The following is a 19414-nucleotide window of genomic DNA, read 5'->3' on the forward strand; positions in this document are numbered from 1 at the left end:
CCGCGGTACGCGTTGTCAGTGGTGCCAGGTAGAAGATTCGAACTTCTGAAGGCAATGCCGGCGGATTTACAGTCCGCTCCCTTTGGCCGCTCGGGCAACCTGGCGTGCTTGGACTACTCTACAGCAGCGGGTCACAGAAACAACAAATCAGCTGCTGAAGGTTGGTTTTCAGCCGACGCGCTCGACTGTGTAGCGCGCGATTTGGCGCATCGCACCGTTCGCCGGGATGTCAGGCAGCTCGTCCAGGCGAGCGTCGACGATGGAGAGGTAGCGGTGGACGTCGTCAAGCGCGCGTGCACGGCCGTCCGTCTCGGCGATGAGCGTGAGGGCGCGCTCCACGTCGGCGTCCTCGGTGAGCGGGCCAGTGAGAAGGCCGCGGAGCTCCTCGCCCGCGTCCCCTTCGTCCTGCAGCGCGTAGAGGACCGGGAGGGTGAACACGCCCTCGCGCAGATCCGTGCCCGGGGTCTTCCCGGACTGATCGGAGTCGGAGAAAATGTCGATGATGTCGTCGACGATCTGGAAGACCATACCGATCGCCTCGCCGAGCTCCTTGATGGTGCGCACCGTGGCCTCGTCCGCGCCGGAGTGCGTGGCACCCAGGTAGGCGGCGGACGCGATGAGCACACCGGTCTTTTCCCGGATGACTTCGAGATAATGCTCGACGGGGTCGCCGCCGCGCGCGCCGACGGTCTCGCGCATCTGGCCGGTGACCAAGTCGCTGAACGTCTCCGCGAAGTGGCGGACGGTGGCGGTGTCGATCTCGCTCATCAACCGCGAGGCCTCCGCCAGCAGGTAGTCGCCGGAGAGGATCGCGACCGTGTTGGACCAGCGGGAATTCGCGGACTCCACACCGCGGCGCTTCGCGGCCTCGTCCATCACGTCGTCGTGGTACAGCGTGGCCAGGTGGACCAGCTCCACGATCGCCGCGCCGCGGATCACATTGTCCGCCTGCGGGGTCGGCCCGAACTCACTCGCCAGCACCGCCATCAACGGACGGAAGCGCTTGCCGCCAGCCTTGGCCAGGTGGGTGACCTGTTCGCTGAGGAAATCCTCGCCGCCGGAAAGCCGCTCGAACATGAGCTCTTCCACCCGGTTCAACCCGTCCGTGACGCGTTGCGCCAAGTCCTCGTCGCCGAGATCGAGCTTGTTGTCGACGGCGGGCGACGTGGGAGTGCCGTTGGTCATCTATCGTCCTTGCGGGGTCGTGCGGGGTCTGCGTCCCCTTAACCGTAGTCCACCCCTGAGCCATCTGGCACAATAAGTTCGGTGAAATCGTTCGAGTGCGTCGTTGTCGGTGCGGGACCCGCAGGTTCTGCCGCCGCCATTGCCGCCCGGCGCGCCGGTTTCGAGGTCGCGGTTGTGGATGCCGCCCCCGCCGGCCGCGACAAGACATGCGGCGACGGGCTGACTCCCCGCGCGGTGCACGCCCTGCGGGAGTTGGGGCTGTCCGCCGCGCTCCCCACCTACCGCAACAGGGGGCTCAAGCTGCATGGTTACGGCGGTTCCGTGACCGCGCCGTGGCCGGAGGGCCACTACGGCACGGAAGGTTCCGCCTCGCCGCGCTCGCTTTTCGACGCCGCCTTGGCCGACCTTGCCTCCTCCCTCGGCGCCGAGATGTTCTACAGCTGCCCCGCCATCGGCGCCGAATTCGATGACAGCGGCGCGATCACCGGCGTGGTCACCTCTCAGGGGACGCTGCGCGCGAAGTGGGTGATCGTGGCCGATGGGGTGCGCTCCCCCTTCGGCAAGCAGCTCGGCCGGAAATGGCACCGCGGTCAGGTCTACGGCATCGCGGCGCGCTCCTACTGCGCCACTCCGTTCAGCGGTGAACCGTGGATGCACTCCCACGTGGAGCTGCGCGACGGGGCGGGTGCGATCCAGCCCGGCTACGGGTGGATCTTCCCGCTCGGCGACGGCACAGTGAACCTGGGCTGCGGTGCCCTGTCCACCGACGCCCGCCCTGCGAAGGTGAACACGAAGAAGCTGCTGCTCCAGTACGCTGACCAGGTCCGAGACGAGTGGCAGCTGGGCCAGCCGGAGAACATCACCTCCGCCCTGTTGCCGATGGGCGGCGCGGTGTCCAACGTCGCCGGGCCGAACTGGATGCTCATCGGCGACGCGGCAGCCTGCGTGAACCCCCTCAACGGCGAGGGCATCGACTACGGGCTGGAGACCGCCATCATGGCGGTGGACCTGATCGCGGATGCCGCCGGAACCCACCCCGATCTGACGTTGGTCTGGCCACATGAACTGCGCCGCGCGTACGGCGAAGCGTTCGTGCTGGCCCGCACACTCGCCCGTGTGCTCACGTACCCGCAGTTCCTGCCCGCAGCGGGCCCGCTGGCCCTGCGCGGCCCCGGCGGACGCCACCTCATGCCCGCGGCGGCACGCCTGATGGGCAACCTCGTCACCGAGGAAGACCGGGACCTCGTCGCACGCGTGTGGCGCCTGGCCGGTTCCATGGCCTCTCGAGTCTCCCGAGCCTCCCGCACGCGCGCGGACAGCCCGCTGTGGTCCGTGGACTAGGCCCCGGAGGAGGCTCTAGCGCTTGACCGCCCCGTGCAGGGCGACAATGCCGAAGGCGAGGTTCTGCCAGCCGCAGTCCTCCCACCCGTTGGCGTTGACCGCCGCAGCGAGGTCCTCCTGGTCGGGCCAGGCGCGGATCGACTCCGCCAGGTACTCGTAGGCCTCCGCGTTGGAGGAGAACACCTTGCCCAGGAGAGGAATCACCCGGGGCAGGTACTCGCGGTAGATGGTGGAGAACACCGGGACCACGGGGGTGGAGAATTCGTTGACCACCAAGCGGCCGCCCGGTTTGGTCACGCGAGCCATCTCGCGCAGGCCGGCTTCGAAATCGTGGACATTGCGCAGGCCGTAGGAGATGGTCACGGCATCGAAGGTCTCGTCGGCGAACGGCAGGTGCATCGCGTCGCCCACGACTTTGGGCACGTCACGGTGCTTGCCGGCGGCCAGCATGCCCTGGGAGAAATCGCACGCCACGCACCATGCGCCGGACTTGGTCAGCTCCACCGTGGACACCGCCGTGCCGGCCGCAAGGTCGAGGACCTTCTCCCCTGGCTTCAGGTCCAGGCGCTGACGGGTGCGCTTGCGCCAGTAGCGGTCCAGGCCACCCGTCATGACTGTGTTGGTGATGTCGTAGTTCTTCCCTACTTCATCGAACATTCCCGCGACATCCAGCGGGTTCTTCTCCAGGTTCGCCTTGGCCATAGCACCCGAGTCTAGGCCACCGCGATACCTCGACCACATTGAAGCCCCGACGTCCCCCGCTATCGCCGGAGCGGGCGACGGCGCTTCTTCGGGTAGCCGTCGATGACCTCGCCGTAGTAGCCGAGCAGCTGGTCGCACAGGGCAGGCCAGGTCTTGTCGGCGACAGACGCGCGGGCGTTGACCCGCATCTGCTCCAGCGTCCCGGGCTGCAGAATAGCGGCGACGGAGGCGGGCAGATCGCGCTCGAAGGTGTCCACGTCGATCAGGTCGCCGTTGTAGCCGGGCTCGATCAGGTCGATCGGGCCACCGGCACGCGGGCCGATGGTGGGGGTGCCGGAAGCCTGCGCCTCCTGGATGGTCTGCCCGAAGGTCTCGAATTCGCCCGTGTGCACGAACAGGTCCAAGCTGGCGTAGGCGGCGGCGAGCTTTTTGCCGCTCAACTGCCCGGTGAACACAGCGGTAGGCATGCGCTTGCCCAGGGTGCGGCGCAGCGGTCCGTCACCGACGATGACGAGCTGGATATCCGGGTCGCCGTGGAGGACCGTGAGCCGCTCCACACCCTTCTCCGACGCGAGGCGGCCGACGAAGCCGACGATCTTCTTCTGCCCCGTCGGGTCCCACTTCTTGCGCAGCTTCTGCGAGCGGCGGTCCGGGCGGAACAGCTCAGAGTCGACGCCTCGGCCCCAGCGGCGGATGTTCTTGATTCCGTGGGCCTCGAGCTCCCCGATTGTCACCGACGACGGCGCCAACGTCATCTGGGTCATGTTGTGCAGGTTCCGCGCCCACACCCACGCCGCGGACTCGAGGAAGCCGACGTGGTAGCGGGCGGTGTAGCCGGCCACATCCGTCTGGAACAGCGCGACCGCTGGAAGCTTGAGGCGCTTCGCCGCCACGGCGCCCGCACCGCCGAGGACGAAAGGGCTGGCCAAGTGCACCACATCGGGCTTGAATTCGCGCAGCACGCGCGTGATCGTGCCGTTGGGCACACCGATGGGCAAAGAGTCCACCAGCGGCACCATGACCGTGGGCACGCGCACAACGGGAAAGCCCGCGTACTCGGCGATCTCCTCCTGGTTGGCGCGCGCACCCGGCGCGATCACGATCGCTTCGTGGCCTGTCCGCTGGAGATGCTCCAGAACCCGGAGGATCGAGTTGGTCACTCCGTTGACGTTGGGCAGGAAAGACTCGGCGACAATGGCAACACGCATGCGAGCATTATTCAGGACCAGCGCTAATTAGTCCTTGCTTTCACGGGAACGAGAGGTGAACTTTCCGCCCGGTGTCCGGGACTTCTTACCTAAAGCGCTGACCCCCAGCCAGGCGGCCGCCGCGATGAGGGTGGCCACCGCGCCGACGGACAGCGCGGGAACGATAGCGAGCGTCCAGCCGCGCCCCTCCACTTTGACGATCTCCGGGTTGCTCTTCGCGTAGGTCACCCACACCTGCTGCCCGTCGCCGAGTCCCGAGGGGTAGAGCAGGCCGCGCTGCGGGGAGTGGAATTCGCCGGACTCGTCCTGGTAATCGACGGAGGTGCGCGTCAACCCCACACCGGTGACGGTGGCGATGCCGCGTCCGGGGTCGCGCGAGATGGTGAAGTCGTTGTACGCCGGCCCCGCGACCATGGCCACGCTGCCCAGTATCGCGCACGCGTAAAGCACGATGATGAGCTGGTGGAGGCGTCGGCGGACAGTCGGAGCCACTGTTTCCCCCGCCGCTTCTACTTCTTCAGCCGCTCGGACAGCGCCCGGCGGGTAGTGCGCGTGGTCACGGCCTCAATCACGGTGACGGGAGCAGGCTTATCGACGCCCTCGTACAGCGCCTCCGTCAACTCACCGATCCCAGTGCCCCTGCGGTAGGCAGCACCGTAGCCTGCGGCGAGGGCCTCGATATCCGCGTCGTGCGGCGTGCCGAAGGCCCGCTCGAAACTGCCGCGGAGCTCTGGCGCCCCGACTTCGAGTGTTTCGAAGATACCGCCGCCGTTGTCGTTGGCCACCACGATGGTGAGGTTGCCGGGGGTCGGCTGGTCCGGACCGATGAGCAGCCCGCCCGCGTCGTGCAGGAAGGTCAGGTCGCCCACGAGCGCCACGGTGCGCGGGGCACGGATCTCGTCCGGGTGCAGCGCCTGCGTCGCCAAGGCGATGCCTGTGGCCTGCGACAACGTGCCGTCAATGCCGGCGACGCCGCGGGCCGAGTAGGTGCTCACACCGTCGAAAGGCATGCCCACCAGGCTCGCGTCGCGCACCGGGTTCGACGAACCGAGGACCAGAGTGTCCCCCATCCCAAGCGAATCGCACACCGCCGCAGCGGCGTGCAGGCCGGTGAAGCCGAACGTGTCGTCCTCGAGCGCCTTACGGACAGTTTCCGCGCCGACATCCCCGGCGGCCTCGCAGATCTTCAACCACGTGTCGGTGGGCTGCCCGGTGGCGTTGACGCGGCTGCCCACGCGGTCCGGGTGGCCCGTGACCGTCCCGGTGCGGGTGATGCCGATGACCTCGATCGTGCTGTCAGCCATCAACGCCATCACGTCGCGGTGAAGAGTCGGGTGGCCGACCACTATCACCTGCTCCGGCTTCGTGGACGCTGCGAAGTCGCCGCCGTCGTGGCTGACCGCCACCTCGTCCTGGGCGAAGAAGCGGGCGGCCAGCGGGTGGACCTGGTGGAACGGCGTCGGCGCTGTCGGCTCGGCGATGGTGGGCACATGCTCGAGTCCGGGCACCTCCCACGCCTCGTCGCCGGCGATGACGAGGGTGTTCCTAGTCAAGTCCACATCCACCACGCCATGGTCGACAGCACCTGCCGGACCAGTGTCGGTGGCACGATGCCCCCGCCCCTCTGCCAGACGCAGGCGGCCCGGCCCCACTCGGCGCGGGCTGCCCACGGGTTCCGGGAGCGCCTCGGGCACGAGCGGTGTGTCGAAGGCGACATTGATGTGCACCTGGTCGGCATCGAAGCTCACCGCGTCGCCGACCTGCGTGACCTGCTGGGTGGCGGCGTAGCGGCCGAAGATGCCCTGCTGCCAGATCGTCTGGGAGGCCCCGGTGCCCACGAGACGCTCGGGCCGGTCCGCGCTGATCACTGCCAGCGGCGTGTGGGACATGTGTGCCTCGATCACAGCCGGGAACGTGTTCGCCACAGCAGTCCCGGACGTCATGACCACGCCGACATGGCGGCGCTGCACGCGTGCGATGCCGAGGGCGGTGAAGGCGGCCGCGCGTTCGTCGATACGCACGTGCACCGTGATGTCGCGGCGGGCGAGCAGCGCGTACGCCAGCGGCGAATTGCGCGAACCCGGGCACAGCACGACATCCGTGACGTGCTCCGCGACCACCTCGGCCACATGGGCGGCCAGCTGCATTGAATCGCTCGCCGGGTTCTCTGGGCTCTCCATGCGGCTATCCGGCATTGAGGATTCCGTCGAGCTGGTTCAAAAGGTCCTCGGCACCCTGGCGGTACTCATCCGGAAGATCGTCCGGGAGCTCAGTGGGTAGATCCTCCGGCAGCGACGGTGGCGCATCTTCGCCGCCGCCCTGCTGGCCCTGCTCGCCCGACTCGCCGCCGTTGTCGTCCTTCTTGCGGTCGCGCCCCAGCAGGTCGTCCAGAATGCCGGACGGCGTGGTGGTCACCGTTTCTGTCTGGGTGATGGTCACCGGGGCCGGTTCGGGCTTATTCGCGCGGGACTCGGCGCCACGCCACAAGAAGAACATTCCAATAGCGGCCAGACCCAGCAAGAGGGCCAGCACCGCCAGCACGATCGAGCCCGACCCGCCGCGAGAAGAGCCGGAATTCTGCGGCTCAGGACGGTACGGCTCCTCGTAGGGCTCGTAGCCGCCCGAATCGTAGCTGCCGCCGTACTGGGTTTCGGGGTAGCTCGACTGCGCATAGCGCGAATCCCCCTCCCCCGGCATGTACTGGTGCGGGGCGGACTGGCCGCTGCCACCCGCGGACGAAGGGGACTGGGACGGGGACAGGTAACGGGTGCTCGCGTCGGAGATGTCGTCACCGTGGCGCCCAAACTGTCGGGTCTCGTTATCCATGGGGGTCAGTCTAGTCCCCGCAGGAAACCACGCCCATTAAGGAAGCGTGAGGCCGAAGACCGGGACAGCGATGAGGTAGGTGGCGGCGGTGACCAGGACCAGGCCGATGACGTTGAGCCAGATTCCGCCCTTGATCATCTCGCCCATGGTCACATAACCGGAACTGTAGGCGATCGCGTTCGGCGGGGTCGCCACCGGCAGCATGAACGCGCATGTCGCGGACAGTGCCACCGGAATGGTCAGCAGCAGCACGTTGATGTCGCCGGCCGCGGTAAGCCGGATGCCCACGGCGACACCGCCCATGATCGGCAGGAAGGTCGCCGCGGTGGCGGTGTTGGAGGTCAGCTCCGTCAGCAGCAGGATGAGCGCGCCCACAGCCCCGATCAGCAGGATCACTGGCAGGCCAGCGAGGTTCTTGGATGCCTCACCGATCCACAGGGACAGACCCGACTGGGAGAACATCGCGGACAGGGACAGACCGCCGCCGAACAGCAGCAGGACATCCCACGGAATGTCCTTGGCGGTCTCCCAATCCAGGATTCGGGTGCCGTTGGATTTCGCCGGAATGGTGAACATGAGCAGGCCGGCGATGATGCCCACAGCAGCATCGTCGTAGCCGATTTCCCAGCCGAAGTAGTCGATACCCAGCGGGATAAAGACCCAGGACAGCGCCGCGGCGACGAAGATGATCGCCGACAGGATCTGGCCGGAGGTCCACCCGCCGAGCTTGTCCAGCTCCTCACGGATGAGCTCGCGGCCGCCCGGGATCTGGTCGATCTCCGGCTTGAACACGTTGATCAGCACAATCCACGCGATGAGCAGGAACAGCACGGCGACCGGGACACCGACGAGCATCCATTTGCCGAAGCCGATCTCAATGTCGTGGGCTTCCTTCATGTAGCCGTCCAGAAGCGCGTTCGGCGGGGTACCGATGAGCGTGCCCAGCGAACCGATGGACGCCGCGTACGCGATAGCGAGCATAAGCGCAGTGGCGAACCTCTTCTGCTTGTCCATGCCCCCGACATGGTCGGCAGTCAAAGTCAGGACTGACACACCGATCGGCAACATGACCACCGCGGTCGCCGTGTTGGAGACCCACATGGACAAAAAGCCGGTGGCCAGCATGAAACCGAGGATGATCCGGCGGGGGCTGGTGCCGATGAGTTTGACCACCCACAACGCCATGCGGCGGTGCAGGTTCCAGCGCTGGATGCCCAGGGCCAAGAGGAAGCCGCCCATGAACAGGAAGATCGTGGACGACGCGTACGGCGCACTGACTTCCTTGAACTTGGCCACGTTCGCCAACGGGAAAACAGCCAGCGGAATCAGTGCTGTCGCGGCGAGCGGGATCGCCTCGGTCATCCACCACACAGCCATCCACACCGCAACGGCGGCGACAACACGCATGGTCTGCGCGCTGTACTCCGTATCAGGGTCGGCGCCGGAGGACTCGCGGACGACGTCGGCTGCGCCGGACGGGAAGATGAAGTAGACGACAGCCGCGGCGACAATGCCGAGAACCAAGCCGATGAGCTGACGGCGCCACACACCCTTTTCGGGTGCGGTGCCGAGATCGCCGTCGGACAATTCCGCCGTGTCCTGTGTCACGGCAGTGGAATAGCTTGTGGTCATGAGAGAGGGACCTTACTTCCTGTATACGGGCTATAAGTTTCCTATCAACAACATAAGACACACCTCCGGGGGCAACGAAAAAATCACCCCCGAATCACCCCAACCGGACGCTCGCAATGCCCGTTTCAATCCCCCAGATACGTCAGGCAACGGCGAAGCCGCTCGAACCACCAGTCTTTCCGCTCCCCCGGCGCAGCCAACCCGACCAGCCGGTCCGGATCGGGCACGGCATCGGCGATGCGCATGCGTCCGCCGACGAACTCGAACGGGCCAGCCACGTCCTCGGCGAACAGGCGCTGCGTGGCTAGCCCTGCAGCTTGGGAGTGCGTCGCCTTCGCCGCGATCAAACCGGCGCGAATCCCAACCGCGGTGTCGAGCGCTGAAGCGACGGTCAACCTCAACCCCAGATCGGAGCTGATCTGCATCAACCGCCGCACCCCACCGAGCGGCGCCACCTTCGCCACCGCCACATCCGCGGCCGCCAGCTCCGCCACGCGGTACGGATCAGCGGCTTTCCTGATCGACTCATCCGCCGCGATCGGGGTTGCCACCCGCCGACGCACCTGAGCCAACTCCTCCACCGTGGCGCAGGGCTGCTCGATGTACTCCAGCTCCCCCAGCGTCTCCGCCGCGCGGACCGCCTCGTCGACGCTCCAGCCGCCGTTGGCATCCACACGCAGCACCGCATCCGGCCGCGCGGCGCGGACGGCGGCGACGCGGGCCGCGTCGTCGATAAGCGTCTGCCCTTTCTCCGCGACCTTGATCTTGAACGTGCGCGCCGACGGGTAGCGCGCGAGCACGCCCGGCACCTCATCCGGCGACACAGCGGGCACCGTGCCGTTGACCTCGACCCAGCCGTCGCCGGTGTCCACGTCCGCGTACCCGGTGAACGCCGCCTCTAGGCCCGCCTTCAACCACGTCGCCGCCTCCGCGTCGCCGTACTCGACAAACGGGGCGAACTCGCCCCAGCCCGCCGGCCCCTCGATCAGCAACGCCTCCCGCGTGGTGATGCCGCGGAACGGCACCACCATCGGCAAGGCGACAACGTGGGCGCGGTCGAGAATGTCGTCGGCGGTCAGGCTCATGGGGCAAAGTGTAGGCATGACTTATTCCACCGCCCAGCCATTCGATGCCTCCCAATGGAAACCCGTCGACGGCTTCGACTTCACCGACATCACTTACCACCGCCACGTCGGCGAAAGCCGCGCCGACGGCATCGTGCGCATCGCATTCGACCGGCCAGAGGTGCGCAACGCGTTCCGCCCGCATACCGTCGACGAGCTCTACCGCGCGCTCGACCACGCGCGCCGCGATCCGTCCGTGGGCGTCGTGCTGCTCACCGGCAACGGTCCGTCGCCGAAAGACGGCGGCTGGGCGTTCTGCTCCGGGGGCGACCAGCGCATCCGCGGCCGCTCCGGCTACCAGTACGCGACCAGCCACGACGGCGATGTCGAAGCCGCCACCGCCGACCATGTCGACGAAGCCCGCGTCAAAGCCGAGGGCGGCCGACTGCACATTCTCGAAGTCCAGCGCCTCATCCGCACCATGCCCAAGGTGGTCATCGCCGTGGTGGGCGGCTGGGCCGCCGGCGGCGGGCACTCCCTCCACGTCGTGTGCGACATGACCATCGCCTCCCGCGAAGAAGCCCGCTTCAAGCAGACCGACGCCGATGTCGGCTCCTTCGACGGCGGCTACGGCTCGGCCTACCTGGCCAAACAAGTCGGCCAGAAATTCGCCCGCGAAATCTTCTTCCTCGGCCGCACCTACTCCGCTGAGGACATGCACCGCATGGGCGCCGTGAATATCGTCGCCGACCACGCCGAGCTCGAAGAAGAAGCCATCCAGGTCGCCCGCGAAATCAACGGCAAGTCCCCCACCGCCCAGCGCATGCTCAAATTCGCATTCAATTTGCTTGACGACGGCCTCATGGGCCAGCAAGTCTTCGCCGGCGAAGCCACCCGACTGGCGTACATGACCGACGAAGCTGTGGAAGGCCGCGACTCCTTCCTGGAGAAGCGCCCGCCGAACTGGGACGAGTTTCCGTTCTATTACTAACTGTTGCTAGTGGCTCTTATCCCCGCACCTGCGGCCCGCGCAGCAGCCGATGAGCTAGCACTGCGCTGCCAGCGAATAGCAACGCACCAATAACCGCAGCGACGACGAACCGCGTCGCAGTCGTGGCAGTCTCCGGCCAGGCGGTCGGCGCGATGATCCAAAGTGCGCTCTGAGCGAGGACGTCACCGCCAATGGTGACGGAGAAAATGGTCACGAACAGCGTCCATGCAAGCGCCCAGCCCACGCCCCAGCGGACAGTGACAGCCAGCGAAAAGAATGCCATCGCGCCGCCGATGAGGACGGCGAGAAGGAGGCGACGGGCGGCGTCGATAAGCGTGGCCCCGCTGGTGACTGCCGCGACGAGCGCAACAAGCGTGACCACAATGAGCAGCCATCCGAGCAGTGCTGCGCGGACGCGGGGGTGCTCAATCTGCATGAGCGGCCAGGCGTGGCGCAACTGCGGCCACACGAGCACCGGTAAGAGGCCCGCGCCGACAGGCAGGATCGCGTAGGTGAACAGGCCAGTGCGCACGGACGGGTCGTAGCGCAGGGCGAAGAGCATGACCAGAACGGACAGGATCACGCACGCGGTCACAGCCGGGTTCAGCGCGGCGCGGTGGATGCCGCGTAGCGCAGCCAGGCGCGGCACGGCAGCCGGGCGGTTCACCGCGGGAAATGCGGGATTGTCGGTCACAGGCGCGGTCACCGCATGGACGGTCCGGCGGGGCAGGCGTAGAGGAGTCGTGCGCGGCGGCACTGCCACTGCGCACGCCATGCCCGCCGCGGCGAGCAACCCGCACAGGGCGAAAGCCGGCCACGGCGACTCGTTTAGCAACGGCGAGTCCGGTTCCAGCGGGGTTGCGTTGATGTGGAGCCCCATCGCCGGCACGACCAGACGCATCGGCCAGGCGCCGGGGTTGAGCCACCACCATTCGCGCTCAGCGAGGAAGCCGAGGCCGAACTGCCACACGACTGCGAAGCCAAGCGCCGCGAGCAGACCATAGCGGCGGCTGATCCCGGCGGCGAGACCGGCCGCGCCGAGTGAGCCGACCCACGTGAAAAACGCGATCAGCAAAACGCGTGGAGCATGATCCAGGCCGAAGAGCGCGGCAAACGCCCACGTCGCACCGAAATCCAGCAGGAAGAACAGCCCGAGCGCGGCCCACACGACCAGCAAGCGTGCGGTACGCGTCGCATGCCGTGATGCCGGGCGCCACAACGTCCCGCCGGAGCGGGATTGTTTCTCCCGTTGTTCCGCCAGCCCGGCGTACAGCGCGGCGATCGGCGCGAGCATGCCCGTGACCAGCAATGCCTGCCAGTTGAGCAGGTCGGTGGCGTCGTCAATGCTGCCCACCAGCGACATCCCCGATAGGACGACACCCAGCACCAGCCCGCCGACGGCGAGCCACCACACAACGGATCCTTTCGCGCGGATCCATTCAGCACGCAATTCCCGCATCGTGGCTAGCGCACCTCCCCCGCCGCGGCGGTGCCGCGGGTGAGCTGGAAGAAGGACTCCTCCAGATTCGGCCCGAGTTCGCGCAGCTCACCAGCGAAGCGCACAGTGCCGTCGGCGATCACGGTCGCATCGTCGGCCAGGTGCAGCACCTCACCGAGCTGGTGCGAGCTGACCAGCACCGTGCGCCCGGCGCGGGCATAGTCCCGCAAATACCCACGCAGGTGCGCGATCCCCTCCGGGTCGAGGCCGTTCTGCGGTTCGTCGAGCACCAGCACTGGCGGCTCGCCGAGCAGCGCCTGCGCCAGTGCGAGGCGCCCCTTCATGCCGGTGGAGAAATTCGACGCCTTCTTCTTGCCCGCGGTGCCCAGCCCGACGAGCTCAATGACCCGGTCCGCCTCCGAATCCGGCAACCCGAGCAGCGTGGTGTGCACCCGCAGGTTGTCGCGAGCGCTGAGGTGCCCGTAGAACGCCGGGTCGTTGATCGACGCACCGACAAAGCGCAGCCGCGAACGCTCAAACGGCTGCCCCATCAGCGTCACCGCGCCGCTGTCCGGCTCAACGAGTCCCAGCAGCACGGACATCAGCGTCGACTTGCCGGCGCCATTCGGCCCGAGCAGCGCATGTACGCGCCCGGGAACGGTCGTCAGCGACACTCCGTCCAGTACACGGTGGTCGCCGAAAGCGACGGAAACGTCTTTGCAGGCAAGGTGCGAGTTGATCATGCGCACCATTGTTCAGCGCCAGGTCAGCGCTGTGATCCTCCTGCGGGAGGAATTTCTACTCAGCGATTCCCGCCCGTTGCGCGATCAGCACCAGTGCCACGCGGTCGCGCGCGCCGAGCTTGTGCAGCAAATTCTTCACATGCGTTTTCACTGTGGTTTCCGCGATGAACAGCCGCTGCGCGATCTCCGCGTTCGTCGCCCCATCCGCGATTTCCGCGAGCACCTCCAGCTCCCTGCCGGTGAGCAGCGACATCGCCTGGCGCTCAAAATCATTCAGCGCATTTCGCTTATCGACGCCGCCCCGCACCCATTCCAGCACCCTCCCCGTCACACCACTTGCCAGGACGGAATCGCCTCGAGCAACGGTGCGGACGGCGTCGGCAAGCGCGTCCGGTTCAGCGTCTTTGAGCAGAAATCCGTGGACTCCGGCCTCGATCGCCTCCTGCACGAGAGCGTCGTCGTCGAAGGTGGTCAGCATGATCACCTTCGGACCCAAAGGCATGATCTGGCGTGCTGCGGAGATCCCATCGAGCACCGGCATCCGGATATCCAGAACTGCCACATCGATATCGCTGCCGGTGCCGGGGGCAGAACCAATGCAGCTTGCCTCCGCTTGGGTCACCGCCTCCGCGCCGTTTCGGGCGGTGGCCACCACTTCGATGTCCGGCTGCGTGTTCAAGATGGTGGTGAGGGCGGACAGGAGCATGGGTTGATCGTCGGCAAGCAAAATGCGCATCTCACACCCCCAACGTCGCGGTCACGGTGACTGTGTTGCTGTCCTGCGTGAAATCCAGATGGCCCCCTGTGGCTCGTGCGCGCTCCTGCATGCCGACAATGCCCGTACCCGCGCCCGGGTTAGGTGACGGCCGCCCCGTCGACGCGATCTTCACGACGATATTGCCCTTTTCCTGCGCGATGGTGACGCGGGCTGCGGGCTTGTCCTGGTGCTTCACAGCGTTGTTCAACGACTCACCGATGATGCGGTTCGCCGCTTGCTCCGTGATTGCCGGCATCTTCAACGAGTCCGGCATGTCCAGCGCAACCTCCATGCCGGTGGAACGGAACCGGTCGACGACGGCCGGAATACTGTCCGCACCACCGGCCGGAGCTAACCCCGGCCCCTCGTCGCGCAGGCCCTTGACCAGCAACCGGATGTCCCTGAGCGACTCAGCCGCAACATTACGGATGAGCTCCAGCGACTCCCGCTCGGTGCCCGCGGCGAGCCCAGCATTCGCCTGCACCTTGATCAACGTCAGGGAATGCCCGAGCACATCATGAATCTCACGTGCGGTGTCCAGCCGCTCCTCCTCCCGCGCAGCGGCGATCTTCTCTTCCCGCCTACGCGCCTCGTTCGCCTTCGCCGCTTCTTCGGCCGCCCCGTTCGCCGCCATGAGGTACGCGACCGCAAGAACCGCCCAGTGCAACGCCAGCATGAGAGCCGCATCGACCGGCCTACGGTAGAAAAGCACAAGCCGGTCATCCCACGTCCACATGAACGGAGAAGCGACCGACCACGCCGCAGCCGCACCCGCGATGGTCCAGGCGAATCTGCCGCCCACCTTCCGCCGTGCGAGGTACACCGCCAACGGCACGAGCACGACCCACAGCGTGTATCCGATATTCGTCGGCGCGATGACCCAGAGAACCGACCACGCAATGTTCAGCCCCACCATGAGCGCGGATACCAACGCTGGCCGCCGCTGCCACTGCGCCAACGCCCCCACGAACGCCCACGACAACGCCGCTTGAATCCAATCTGTCGCACCGACGCGCCCAGTGAACAGCATCGCCGTGTACGCCGTCGCGAGAACGGCACCCAGCAGGGACACCACAACCTCACCGGATCTCATACGCACGCGATCGAGCCTAACCGCCCGTGTCCGTCCGCTCCTCCTCCCACGGGAGGAGACTGGCCCGCGCTAATATGACGCGCGTGCCGAACATGCTCGAACTGCTCCCCGTCGACCTTGCCGACCCGCTGGCAATCATGCCGGACTTGGAAGCCGCGATCGCCGGCCAGTGCGCGGTGCTTCCGGTGCCGAAGGCCGACAGACACCGTGCGGAAACGCTGCGCACCACGATGCGGGCCGGGCAGCCCATCGATGATTCCGTCGCGGTCGTTGTTGCCACCTCGGGCTCCACCGGCACGCCAAAGGGCGCGGAGCTCACCCCGTTGAACCTTGTGGCCAGCGCCGACGCCACGCACCAGTTCCTCGGTGGGCCGGGCCAGTGGCTGCTGGCGATGCCGGCGCACCACATCGCGGGCCTGCAAGTGTTGGTGCGCAGCATGGTCGCCGGTGTCGAACCCGCCTTCGTCGACCTCACCAGAGGCTTCAGCACCGGTGAATTCGCGACACGCGCCGACGAGCTCGCCGCCACAGACGAACGCATGTACACGGCCCTGACTCCGATGCAGCTCAACAAGGCAATGAGCACACTCGCCGGAATTGAAGCGCTTCGCCTTTTCAGCGCAGTGCTCGTCGGTGGCGGGCGTATCAACCCGAAAATGCTCGACTCCGCATCGAAACTCCGGATCAACGTAGTGACCACATACGGCTCCTCCGAGACCTCCGGCGGCTGCGTCTACAACGGCACTCCCCTGGCTGGCGCGAAGGTGCGCGTGGTGGGCGACGAGGGCCGGATCCACCTCAGCGGCCCCATGGTCGCCCGGGGCTACCGCAATATTCCGGACCATCCCGCCTTCGCCGAAGAAGGGTGGTACGCCACCTCCGATGCTGGTGAGCTGGACAACGGTGTTTTACGCGTCACCGGCCGCCTCGACAACATCATCGAAACCGGTGGCCTGAAGCTCCAGCCGGAAGTCCTCGAAGAGTTCATGCTCTCTCTCGGTGGCATCACCGCCGCCTGCGTGGTGGGCGTTCCCGACGAGCGCCTCGGCCAGCGGATCTGCGCCGCCTACTCCGGGTCCGCCGCCGTCAGCGACCTCATGGAAGCCTTCGACGACCTGCCCCGCTGGCAGATTCCGAAGGACGTGCGCCATGTCAGGGAGATGCCCGTCACCGGTCCCGGCAAGGTGGACCGAATCGCGGTGCGCGAGTTGTTCTGAACATCAAGTTGGCCCTGAGCATCACGTTGACCGCGCCACCGATTCGTTGGTGCTCACCCACAGGTGAATCTGTTTGTGTTCGGTGCCTTTCACGCCGATACCCAAAACTGCCCTACCAGTGCTTATAAAGCTTCAGGCATACGGAAAATGCAAACAGATTCACCGGTTGGTCCGAACCAAGTAATCCGGGCCCCGGTTTGTTGGCGGTCCGGGCGGTCGGTGGGCGGTCCGAGCGATCTGAGACCCCAGTCGGCGGGGCGGTTCGTCGAGCTCTACTCCACAGGAACGGAAGCCTGGAGAGTCTCCACATCCTCTTGGGCGTAGGTCGCCGAGATCTGCACGTCGTTGCCGCCGCGCCAGTGGTTGTGGTGCACGAGCGCCTCGCGCTGGCTGGCCGGGATGACGGAGAACTCGCGCGGGTGCGGGTAGACCTGGCGCACGAGGTGGCCGGAGCGCAGCGCGCAGTGGTTGAGCCATACGTCGTCGGCGCGCGGGGCTTTGTCTTGGAAGCTGGTGCCCAGACCGGCGACGTAATCGACCATCGACGCCGGGTACGCCACACCAGACACTCCTGTGGCGAAGTGGCGTGGCGACGGTGCCGTTGAACGCGTCGCCTTCCACTCCTTGTAAGGGCGCATGCCGCCAGCGTCGAGGGTGATCGTGTGGGCCCGGTACGCGACCACGCAGTCGGGGTCCGCATCGGCGGAATTCACTAGTTTCTCGGCGAACCAGCGCGGGTACATCATGTCGTCGTCGACGGTGATGACGCGGGTGCCCGTCCCGGCGAATTCCTGGAATGTGCCGTAGTACTTCGTGTGCGGTCCGTATTTGCCGTCGGAGCAGCGGATGGTCAGGCCGCGTTCCTGCAGGCGGTGCAGCCCCTTCGGCCATGTGCCGTGGTAGTCCTCCTCGTCGAGCCACAGGATCACCGGCAGGCGGCGGCTGCCGACGAGGAGGGAAGCGATGCAGTAGACGGAGGTGGACAGGCGCTTGCCGTGGGTGGTCAAGGAGATGACTGTGTTGTGGCCGCCGTCCTCACCGGCTTGGCCCAGTTCAGGAAACGACAGCCGCCGTGCGCGGGTAGCCAAAAGCAAGGCCGGCTGGCGGGCGAGCGTTCCGGCAGTATGCAACACCTGGCGGACGGCATAGTCGATCCACATGAAGCGTTACTTTAGTCGAGCTTCACGTTTTCGAAGCTTTGAGTGCATCATGGTGTGTATGAGCGCGAGTGACGAATCGACCCCGACCCCCGGAGAATCCAGCGACAACGACGGCGTGAACAGCGCCGACACCCGCGCGGAAACTGCTCCCGGCGGGGCTACCGCGAAGGACTGGTGGGAGGCCGCCCGCCCCCACACATGGTTCAATGCCGCTGCCCCGGTGATCGTGGGCACGGGTGCGGCCGCCTTCGAATTCTGGTGCAGTATCCCGCTGGCTGTCCTCGCGTTGATCGTGGCCATGGGCATGATCATCGGCGTCAACTACGCCAATGACTATTCCGACGGTATCCGCGGCACCGACGACGAGCGCACCGGTCCGACCCGTCTGACGGCCTCCGGTCTGGCCCGCCCGGAGCAGGTGAAGCTGGCGGCGTTCCTCTCCTTCGGGGTCGCCGCCTTGGCCGGGTTGCTGCTGGCCGCGGTGAGTGCACCGTGGCTGATCCTTGTGGGTGCGGCGTGCATTCTCGCCGCGTGGTTCTACACGGGCGGGAAGAACCCGTACGGCTACCGGGGTTTCGGGGAGTTGTCCGTTTTCGTGTTCTTCGGTCTCGTCGCTGTCTTGGGCACCCAGTACACACAGGCAGGCACTATTTCGTGGGTGGGCCTCGGCTGCGCTGTATCGGTTGGCGCGATCTCCGCGGCGATCAATCTAGCGAACAATATCCGCGATATTCCCACCGATGCCGAGGCCGGTAAACGCACGCTCGCCGTGATGCTTGGCGACGAACGCGCCCGCCGCCTCTTCACCGTGCTCACCCTCACGCCGTTCGTGATCACGGTGTTCATCGGTGCCGCCTACGCACCCACGCTGTTGGCGCTCGCCGCGTTGCCGCTGGCGCTCAGCTCGGTGCTGAAGGTGCGGCGCGGCGCGGCTGGCGCCGATCTCATTCCCGTGCTGGGCTCCAACGGCCGGGCATTGCTGATCTGGGCTGTCATCATGGCCGGGGCCCTGATCGCGGGTTCACCGTTCCTCACTCTGGGCGATGCGGTGCCGTACAGCGATTTCGGCTGGACCATGTACGTCCCCGACGCGATGATGTAGAGCTAGTCCTGTGCTTGATGTCCTGACCGGCTTCGCCATCATCTTCGTCGTCATCGGCGCGGGCTATGTGCTCGCCCACCGCGGTGTGATCGGTGAAGGCGAGCAACGCCTGATGTTCAACCGCGTCGCCTATTGGGTGGCGTCGCCGTCCCTGCTGTTCACCACGGTGGCGGAGTCCGACACGTCGACATTCCTCTCCCCCGTCGTCGGCGTGGTCTTTGCAGCCACTGCGGTGACGATGGCGGTGTTCTGGATCATCTCCGCGGTGTTCTTCAGAGCGGATGTGCCGACGCGGATGGCGGGGGCGGCGTCGGCAAGCTATTTCAACTCGGTGAATATCGGCCTTCCGATCGCGGTATACGTCATCGGCGACGCGACGTATGTGGCGCCGGTGCTGCTGATGCAGATGGTGATCGTCTCCCCCATCGTCATCGGCGGCTTGGACGTCAACCCGGATTCCCGCGAATCACGCGCCCAGAACGCGCTCAAGGCGGTGAAATCGGGACTGACGGCACCGGTGGTCGTCGCCCCGCTGATCGGCCTGGTCATCTCCGCGGCGGGATGGACGGTGCCTGCCCCGGTGATGGAGCCGCTGGAGATCCTCGGCGGGGCATCCATCCCGATGATCCTCATGAGCTTCGGTGCCAGTCTGCGCGGCGGCGGGGTGCTCGCTGAAGGGCCCGACCGTCCCGCGACGATCACGGCATCCGCACTGAAGCTGACCTTCATGCCCGCTGCAGCGTGGGTGCTGGGGCTGCTCGCGGGGCTCGACGGTACGGCTCTCTACGCGGCGGTGATCCTGTCGGCTCTGCCCACGGCGCAGAACGTGTACAACTACACGGCGAACTACCGCGCGGGCGAGACGGTGGCCCGCGACACCGTCTTCATCACCACATTCGCGTCCCTGCCCGCGATGATCGCCATCGCGCTGCTGTTCGGCAAAGGGTTCTAGGGC

18 protein-coding genes and 1 tRNA gene are annotated in these 19414 nt (G+C 66.5%); 5 read left to right on the forward strand and 14 right to left on the reverse strand.

Annotated elements, in window-relative coordinates; all coding sequences use genetic code 11:
• Positions 1-19: 19 nt before the first annotated feature.
• Positions 20-104, reverse strand: a tRNA-Tyr gene (locus QYR03_RS06840).
• A gap of 64 nt (positions 105-168) precedes the next feature.
• Entirely contained in the window at positions 169-1185 is a 1017-nt protein-coding gene (locus QYR03_RS06845) for a polyprenyl synthetase family protein (protein ID WP_301712502.1), read from the reverse strand.
• Positions 1186-1266: 81 nt separating this feature from the next.
• On the opposite strand from QYR03_RS06845, the gene QYR03_RS06850 reads away from it, so the two are divergent.
• A complete protein-coding gene (locus tag QYR03_RS06850) occupies positions 1267-2526 on the forward strand; it encodes a geranylgeranyl reductase family protein (RefSeq protein WP_301712503.1) in 1260 nt (419 codons plus the stop codon).
• 15 nt (positions 2527-2541) lie between these two features.
• On the opposite strand, the gene QYR03_RS06855 is transcribed toward QYR03_RS06850, so the two are convergent.
• The 7 genes from QYR03_RS06855 to QYR03_RS06885 all read right to left on the reverse strand — a co-directional run bounded on the left by QYR03_RS06855 (position 2542) and on the right by QYR03_RS06885 (position 9979).
• Positions 2542-3228: a demethylmenaquinone methyltransferase gene (locus tag QYR03_RS06855; protein WP_301712504.1), complete on the reverse strand. Its 687-nt coding sequence runs from the start codon at positions 3226-3228 to the stop codon at positions 2542-2544.
• A gap of 59 nt (positions 3229-3287) precedes the next feature.
• Positions 3288-4436 carry a glycosyltransferase family 1 protein gene (locus QYR03_RS06860; protein WP_301712505.1) on the reverse strand — a complete coding sequence of 383 codons (1149 nt, stop codon included), beginning with the start codon at positions 4434-4436 and terminating at the stop codon, positions 3288-3290.
• Positions 4437-4463: 27 nt separating this feature from the next.
• Positions 4464-4928: a DUF3592 domain-containing protein gene (locus QYR03_RS06865; RefSeq protein ID WP_301712506.1), complete on the reverse strand. Its 465-nt coding sequence runs from the start codon at positions 4926-4928 to the stop codon at positions 4464-4466.
• Between the two features lie 17 nt (positions 4929-4945).
• Complete coding sequence (gene menD, locus QYR03_RS06870; RefSeq protein WP_301712507.1) at positions 4946-6631, reverse strand: 2-succinyl-5-enolpyruvyl-6-hydroxy-3-cyclohexene-1-carboxylic-acid synthase; 1686 nt, start codon at positions 6629-6631, stop codon at positions 4946-4948.
• Entirely contained in the window at positions 6621-7262 is a 642-nt protein-coding gene (locus QYR03_RS06875) for a hypothetical protein (protein WP_259851685.1), read from the reverse strand. Before QYR03_RS06875 ends, menD begins: the two co-directional genes overlap by 11 nt.
• Positions 7263-7298: 36 nt before the next feature.
• The gene (locus QYR03_RS06880; RefSeq protein ID WP_301712508.1) at positions 7299-8894 is read right to left on the reverse strand and encodes a DASS family sodium-coupled anion symporter; all 1596 of its coding nucleotides are present in this window, start codon (positions 8892-8894) and stop codon (positions 7299-7301) included.
• A gap of 125 nt (positions 8895-9019) precedes the next feature.
• Entirely contained in the window at positions 9020-9979 is a 960-nt protein-coding gene (locus QYR03_RS06885; protein WP_301712509.1) for an o-succinylbenzoate synthase, read from the reverse strand.
• A 16-nt stretch (positions 9980-9995) separates the two neighbouring features.
• On the opposite strand from QYR03_RS06885, the gene QYR03_RS06890 reads away from it, so the two are divergent.
• A complete protein-coding gene (locus QYR03_RS06890) occupies positions 9996-10949 on the forward strand; it encodes a 1,4-dihydroxy-2-naphthoyl-CoA synthase (RefSeq protein WP_301712510.1) in 954 nt (317 codons plus the stop codon).
• Between the two features lie 16 nt (positions 10950-10965).
• Here the strand turns inward: QYR03_RS06890 and QYR03_RS06895 are convergent, their stop codons facing one another.
• From QYR03_RS06895 to QYR03_RS06910, 4 genes are read right to left on the reverse strand one after another with little or no spacing between them, the layout of a single operon-like run.
• On the reverse strand, positions 10966-12408 hold the full coding sequence (locus QYR03_RS06895; protein WP_301712511.1) for a hypothetical protein: 1443 nt from the start codon (positions 12406-12408) through the stop codon (positions 10966-10968).
• Between the two features lie 5 nt (positions 12409-12413).
• Positions 12414-13127, reverse strand: a complete 714-nt coding sequence (locus QYR03_RS06900) for an ATP-binding cassette domain-containing protein (protein WP_301712618.1) — start codon at positions 13125-13127, stop codon at positions 12414-12416.
• A gap of 58 nt (positions 13128-13185) precedes the next feature.
• On the reverse strand, positions 13186-13866 hold the full coding sequence (locus QYR03_RS06905; RefSeq protein WP_301712512.1) for a response regulator transcription factor: 681 nt from the start codon (positions 13864-13866) through the stop codon (positions 13186-13188).
• 1 nt (position 13867) lies between these two features.
• Positions 13868-14980 carry a sensor histidine kinase gene (locus QYR03_RS06910; RefSeq protein ID WP_301712619.1) on the reverse strand — a complete coding sequence of 371 codons (1113 nt, stop codon included), beginning with the start codon at positions 14978-14980 and terminating at the stop codon, positions 13868-13870.
• A gap of 74 nt (positions 14981-15054) precedes the next feature.
• Between QYR03_RS06910 and menE the strand changes: the two genes are divergently transcribed.
• On the forward strand, positions 15055-16197 hold the full coding sequence (gene menE, locus QYR03_RS06915) for an o-succinylbenzoate--CoA ligase (RefSeq protein WP_301712620.1): 1143 nt from the start codon (positions 15055-15057) through the stop codon (positions 16195-16197).
• 272 nt (positions 16198-16469) lie between these two features.
• On the opposite strand, the gene QYR03_RS06920 is transcribed toward menE, so the two are convergent.
• Positions 16470-17357 (reverse strand): glycosyltransferase, encoded by an 888-nt coding sequence (locus tag QYR03_RS06920; protein ID WP_259851694.1) that lies wholly within the window; start codon positions 17355-17357, stop codon positions 16470-16472.
• A 58-nt stretch (positions 17358-17415) separates the two neighbouring features.
• On the opposite strand from QYR03_RS06920, the gene QYR03_RS06925 reads away from it, so the two are divergent.
• Positions 17416-18459, forward strand: coding sequence for a 1,4-dihydroxy-2-naphthoate polyprenyltransferase (locus tag QYR03_RS06925; protein WP_259851695.1), 1044 nt, complete (start codon positions 17416-17418; stop codon positions 18457-18459).
• A gap of 10 nt (positions 18460-18469) precedes the next feature.
• Complete coding sequence (locus QYR03_RS06930; protein WP_259851696.1) at positions 18470-19411, forward strand: AEC family transporter; 942 nt, start codon at positions 18470-18472, stop codon at positions 19409-19411.
• The last annotated feature ends 3 nt before the right edge of the window (positions 19412-19414 follow it).

This window comes from Corynebacterium sp. P4-C1 (assembly GCF_030503595.1).
Taxonomy (GTDB): Bacteria; Actinomycetota; Actinomycetes; order Mycobacteriales; family Mycobacteriaceae; genus Corynebacterium.

Bases quoted from the DNA above. Each gene is read 5' to 3' on its own strand.
- QYR03_RS06845 (WP_301712502.1), bottom strand. From the start codon at position 1,185: ATGACCAACGGCACTCCCACGTCGCCCGCCGTCGACAACAAGCTCGAT.
- QYR03_RS06855 (WP_301712504.1), bottom strand. From the start codon at position 3,228: ATGGCCAAGGCGAACCTGGAGAAGAACCCGCTGGATGTCGCGGGAATG.
- QYR03_RS06860 (WP_301712505.1), bottom strand. From the start codon at position 4,436: ATGCGTGTTGCCATTGTCGCCGAGTCTTTCCTGCCCAACGTCAACGGA.
- menD (WP_301712507.1), bottom strand. From the start codon at position 6,631: ATGCCGGATAGCCGCATGGAGAGCCCAGAGAACCCGGCGAGCGATTCA.
- QYR03_RS06875 (WP_259851685.1), bottom strand. From the start codon at position 7,262: ATGGATAACGAGACCCGACAGTTTGGGCGCCACGGTGACGACATCTCC.
- QYR03_RS06880 (WP_301712508.1), bottom strand. From the start codon at position 8,894: ATGACCACAAGCTATTCCACTGCCGTGACACAGGACACGGCGGAATTG.
- QYR03_RS06885 (WP_301712509.1), bottom strand. From the start codon at position 9,979: ATGAGCCTGACCGCCGACGACATTCTCGACCGCGCCCACGTTGTCGCC.
- QYR03_RS06890 (WP_301712510.1), top strand. From the start codon at position 9,996: ATGACTTATTCCACCGCCCAGCCATTCGATGCCTCCCAATGGAAACCC.
- QYR03_RS06895 (WP_301712511.1), bottom strand. From the start codon at position 12,408: ATGCGGGAATTGCGTGCTGAATGGATCCGCGCGAAAGGATCCGTTGTG.
- QYR03_RS06905 (WP_301712512.1), bottom strand. From the start codon at position 13,866: ATGCGCATTTTGCTTGCCGACGATCAACCCATGCTCCTGTCCGCCCTC.
- QYR03_RS06910 (WP_301712619.1), bottom strand. From the start codon at position 14,980: ATGAGATCCGGTGAGGTTGTGGTGTCCCTGCTGGGTGCCGTTCTCGCG.
- menE (WP_301712620.1), top strand. From the start codon at position 15,055: ATGACGCGCGTGCCGAACATGCTCGAACTGCTCCCCGTCGACCTTGCC.
- QYR03_RS06920 (WP_259851694.1), bottom strand. From the start codon at position 17,357: ATGTGGATCGACTATGCCGTCCGCCAGGTGTTGCATACTGCCGGAACG.
- QYR03_RS06925 (WP_259851695.1), top strand. From the start codon at position 17,416: ATGAGCGCGAGTGACGAATCGACCCCGACCCCCGGAGAATCCAGCGAC.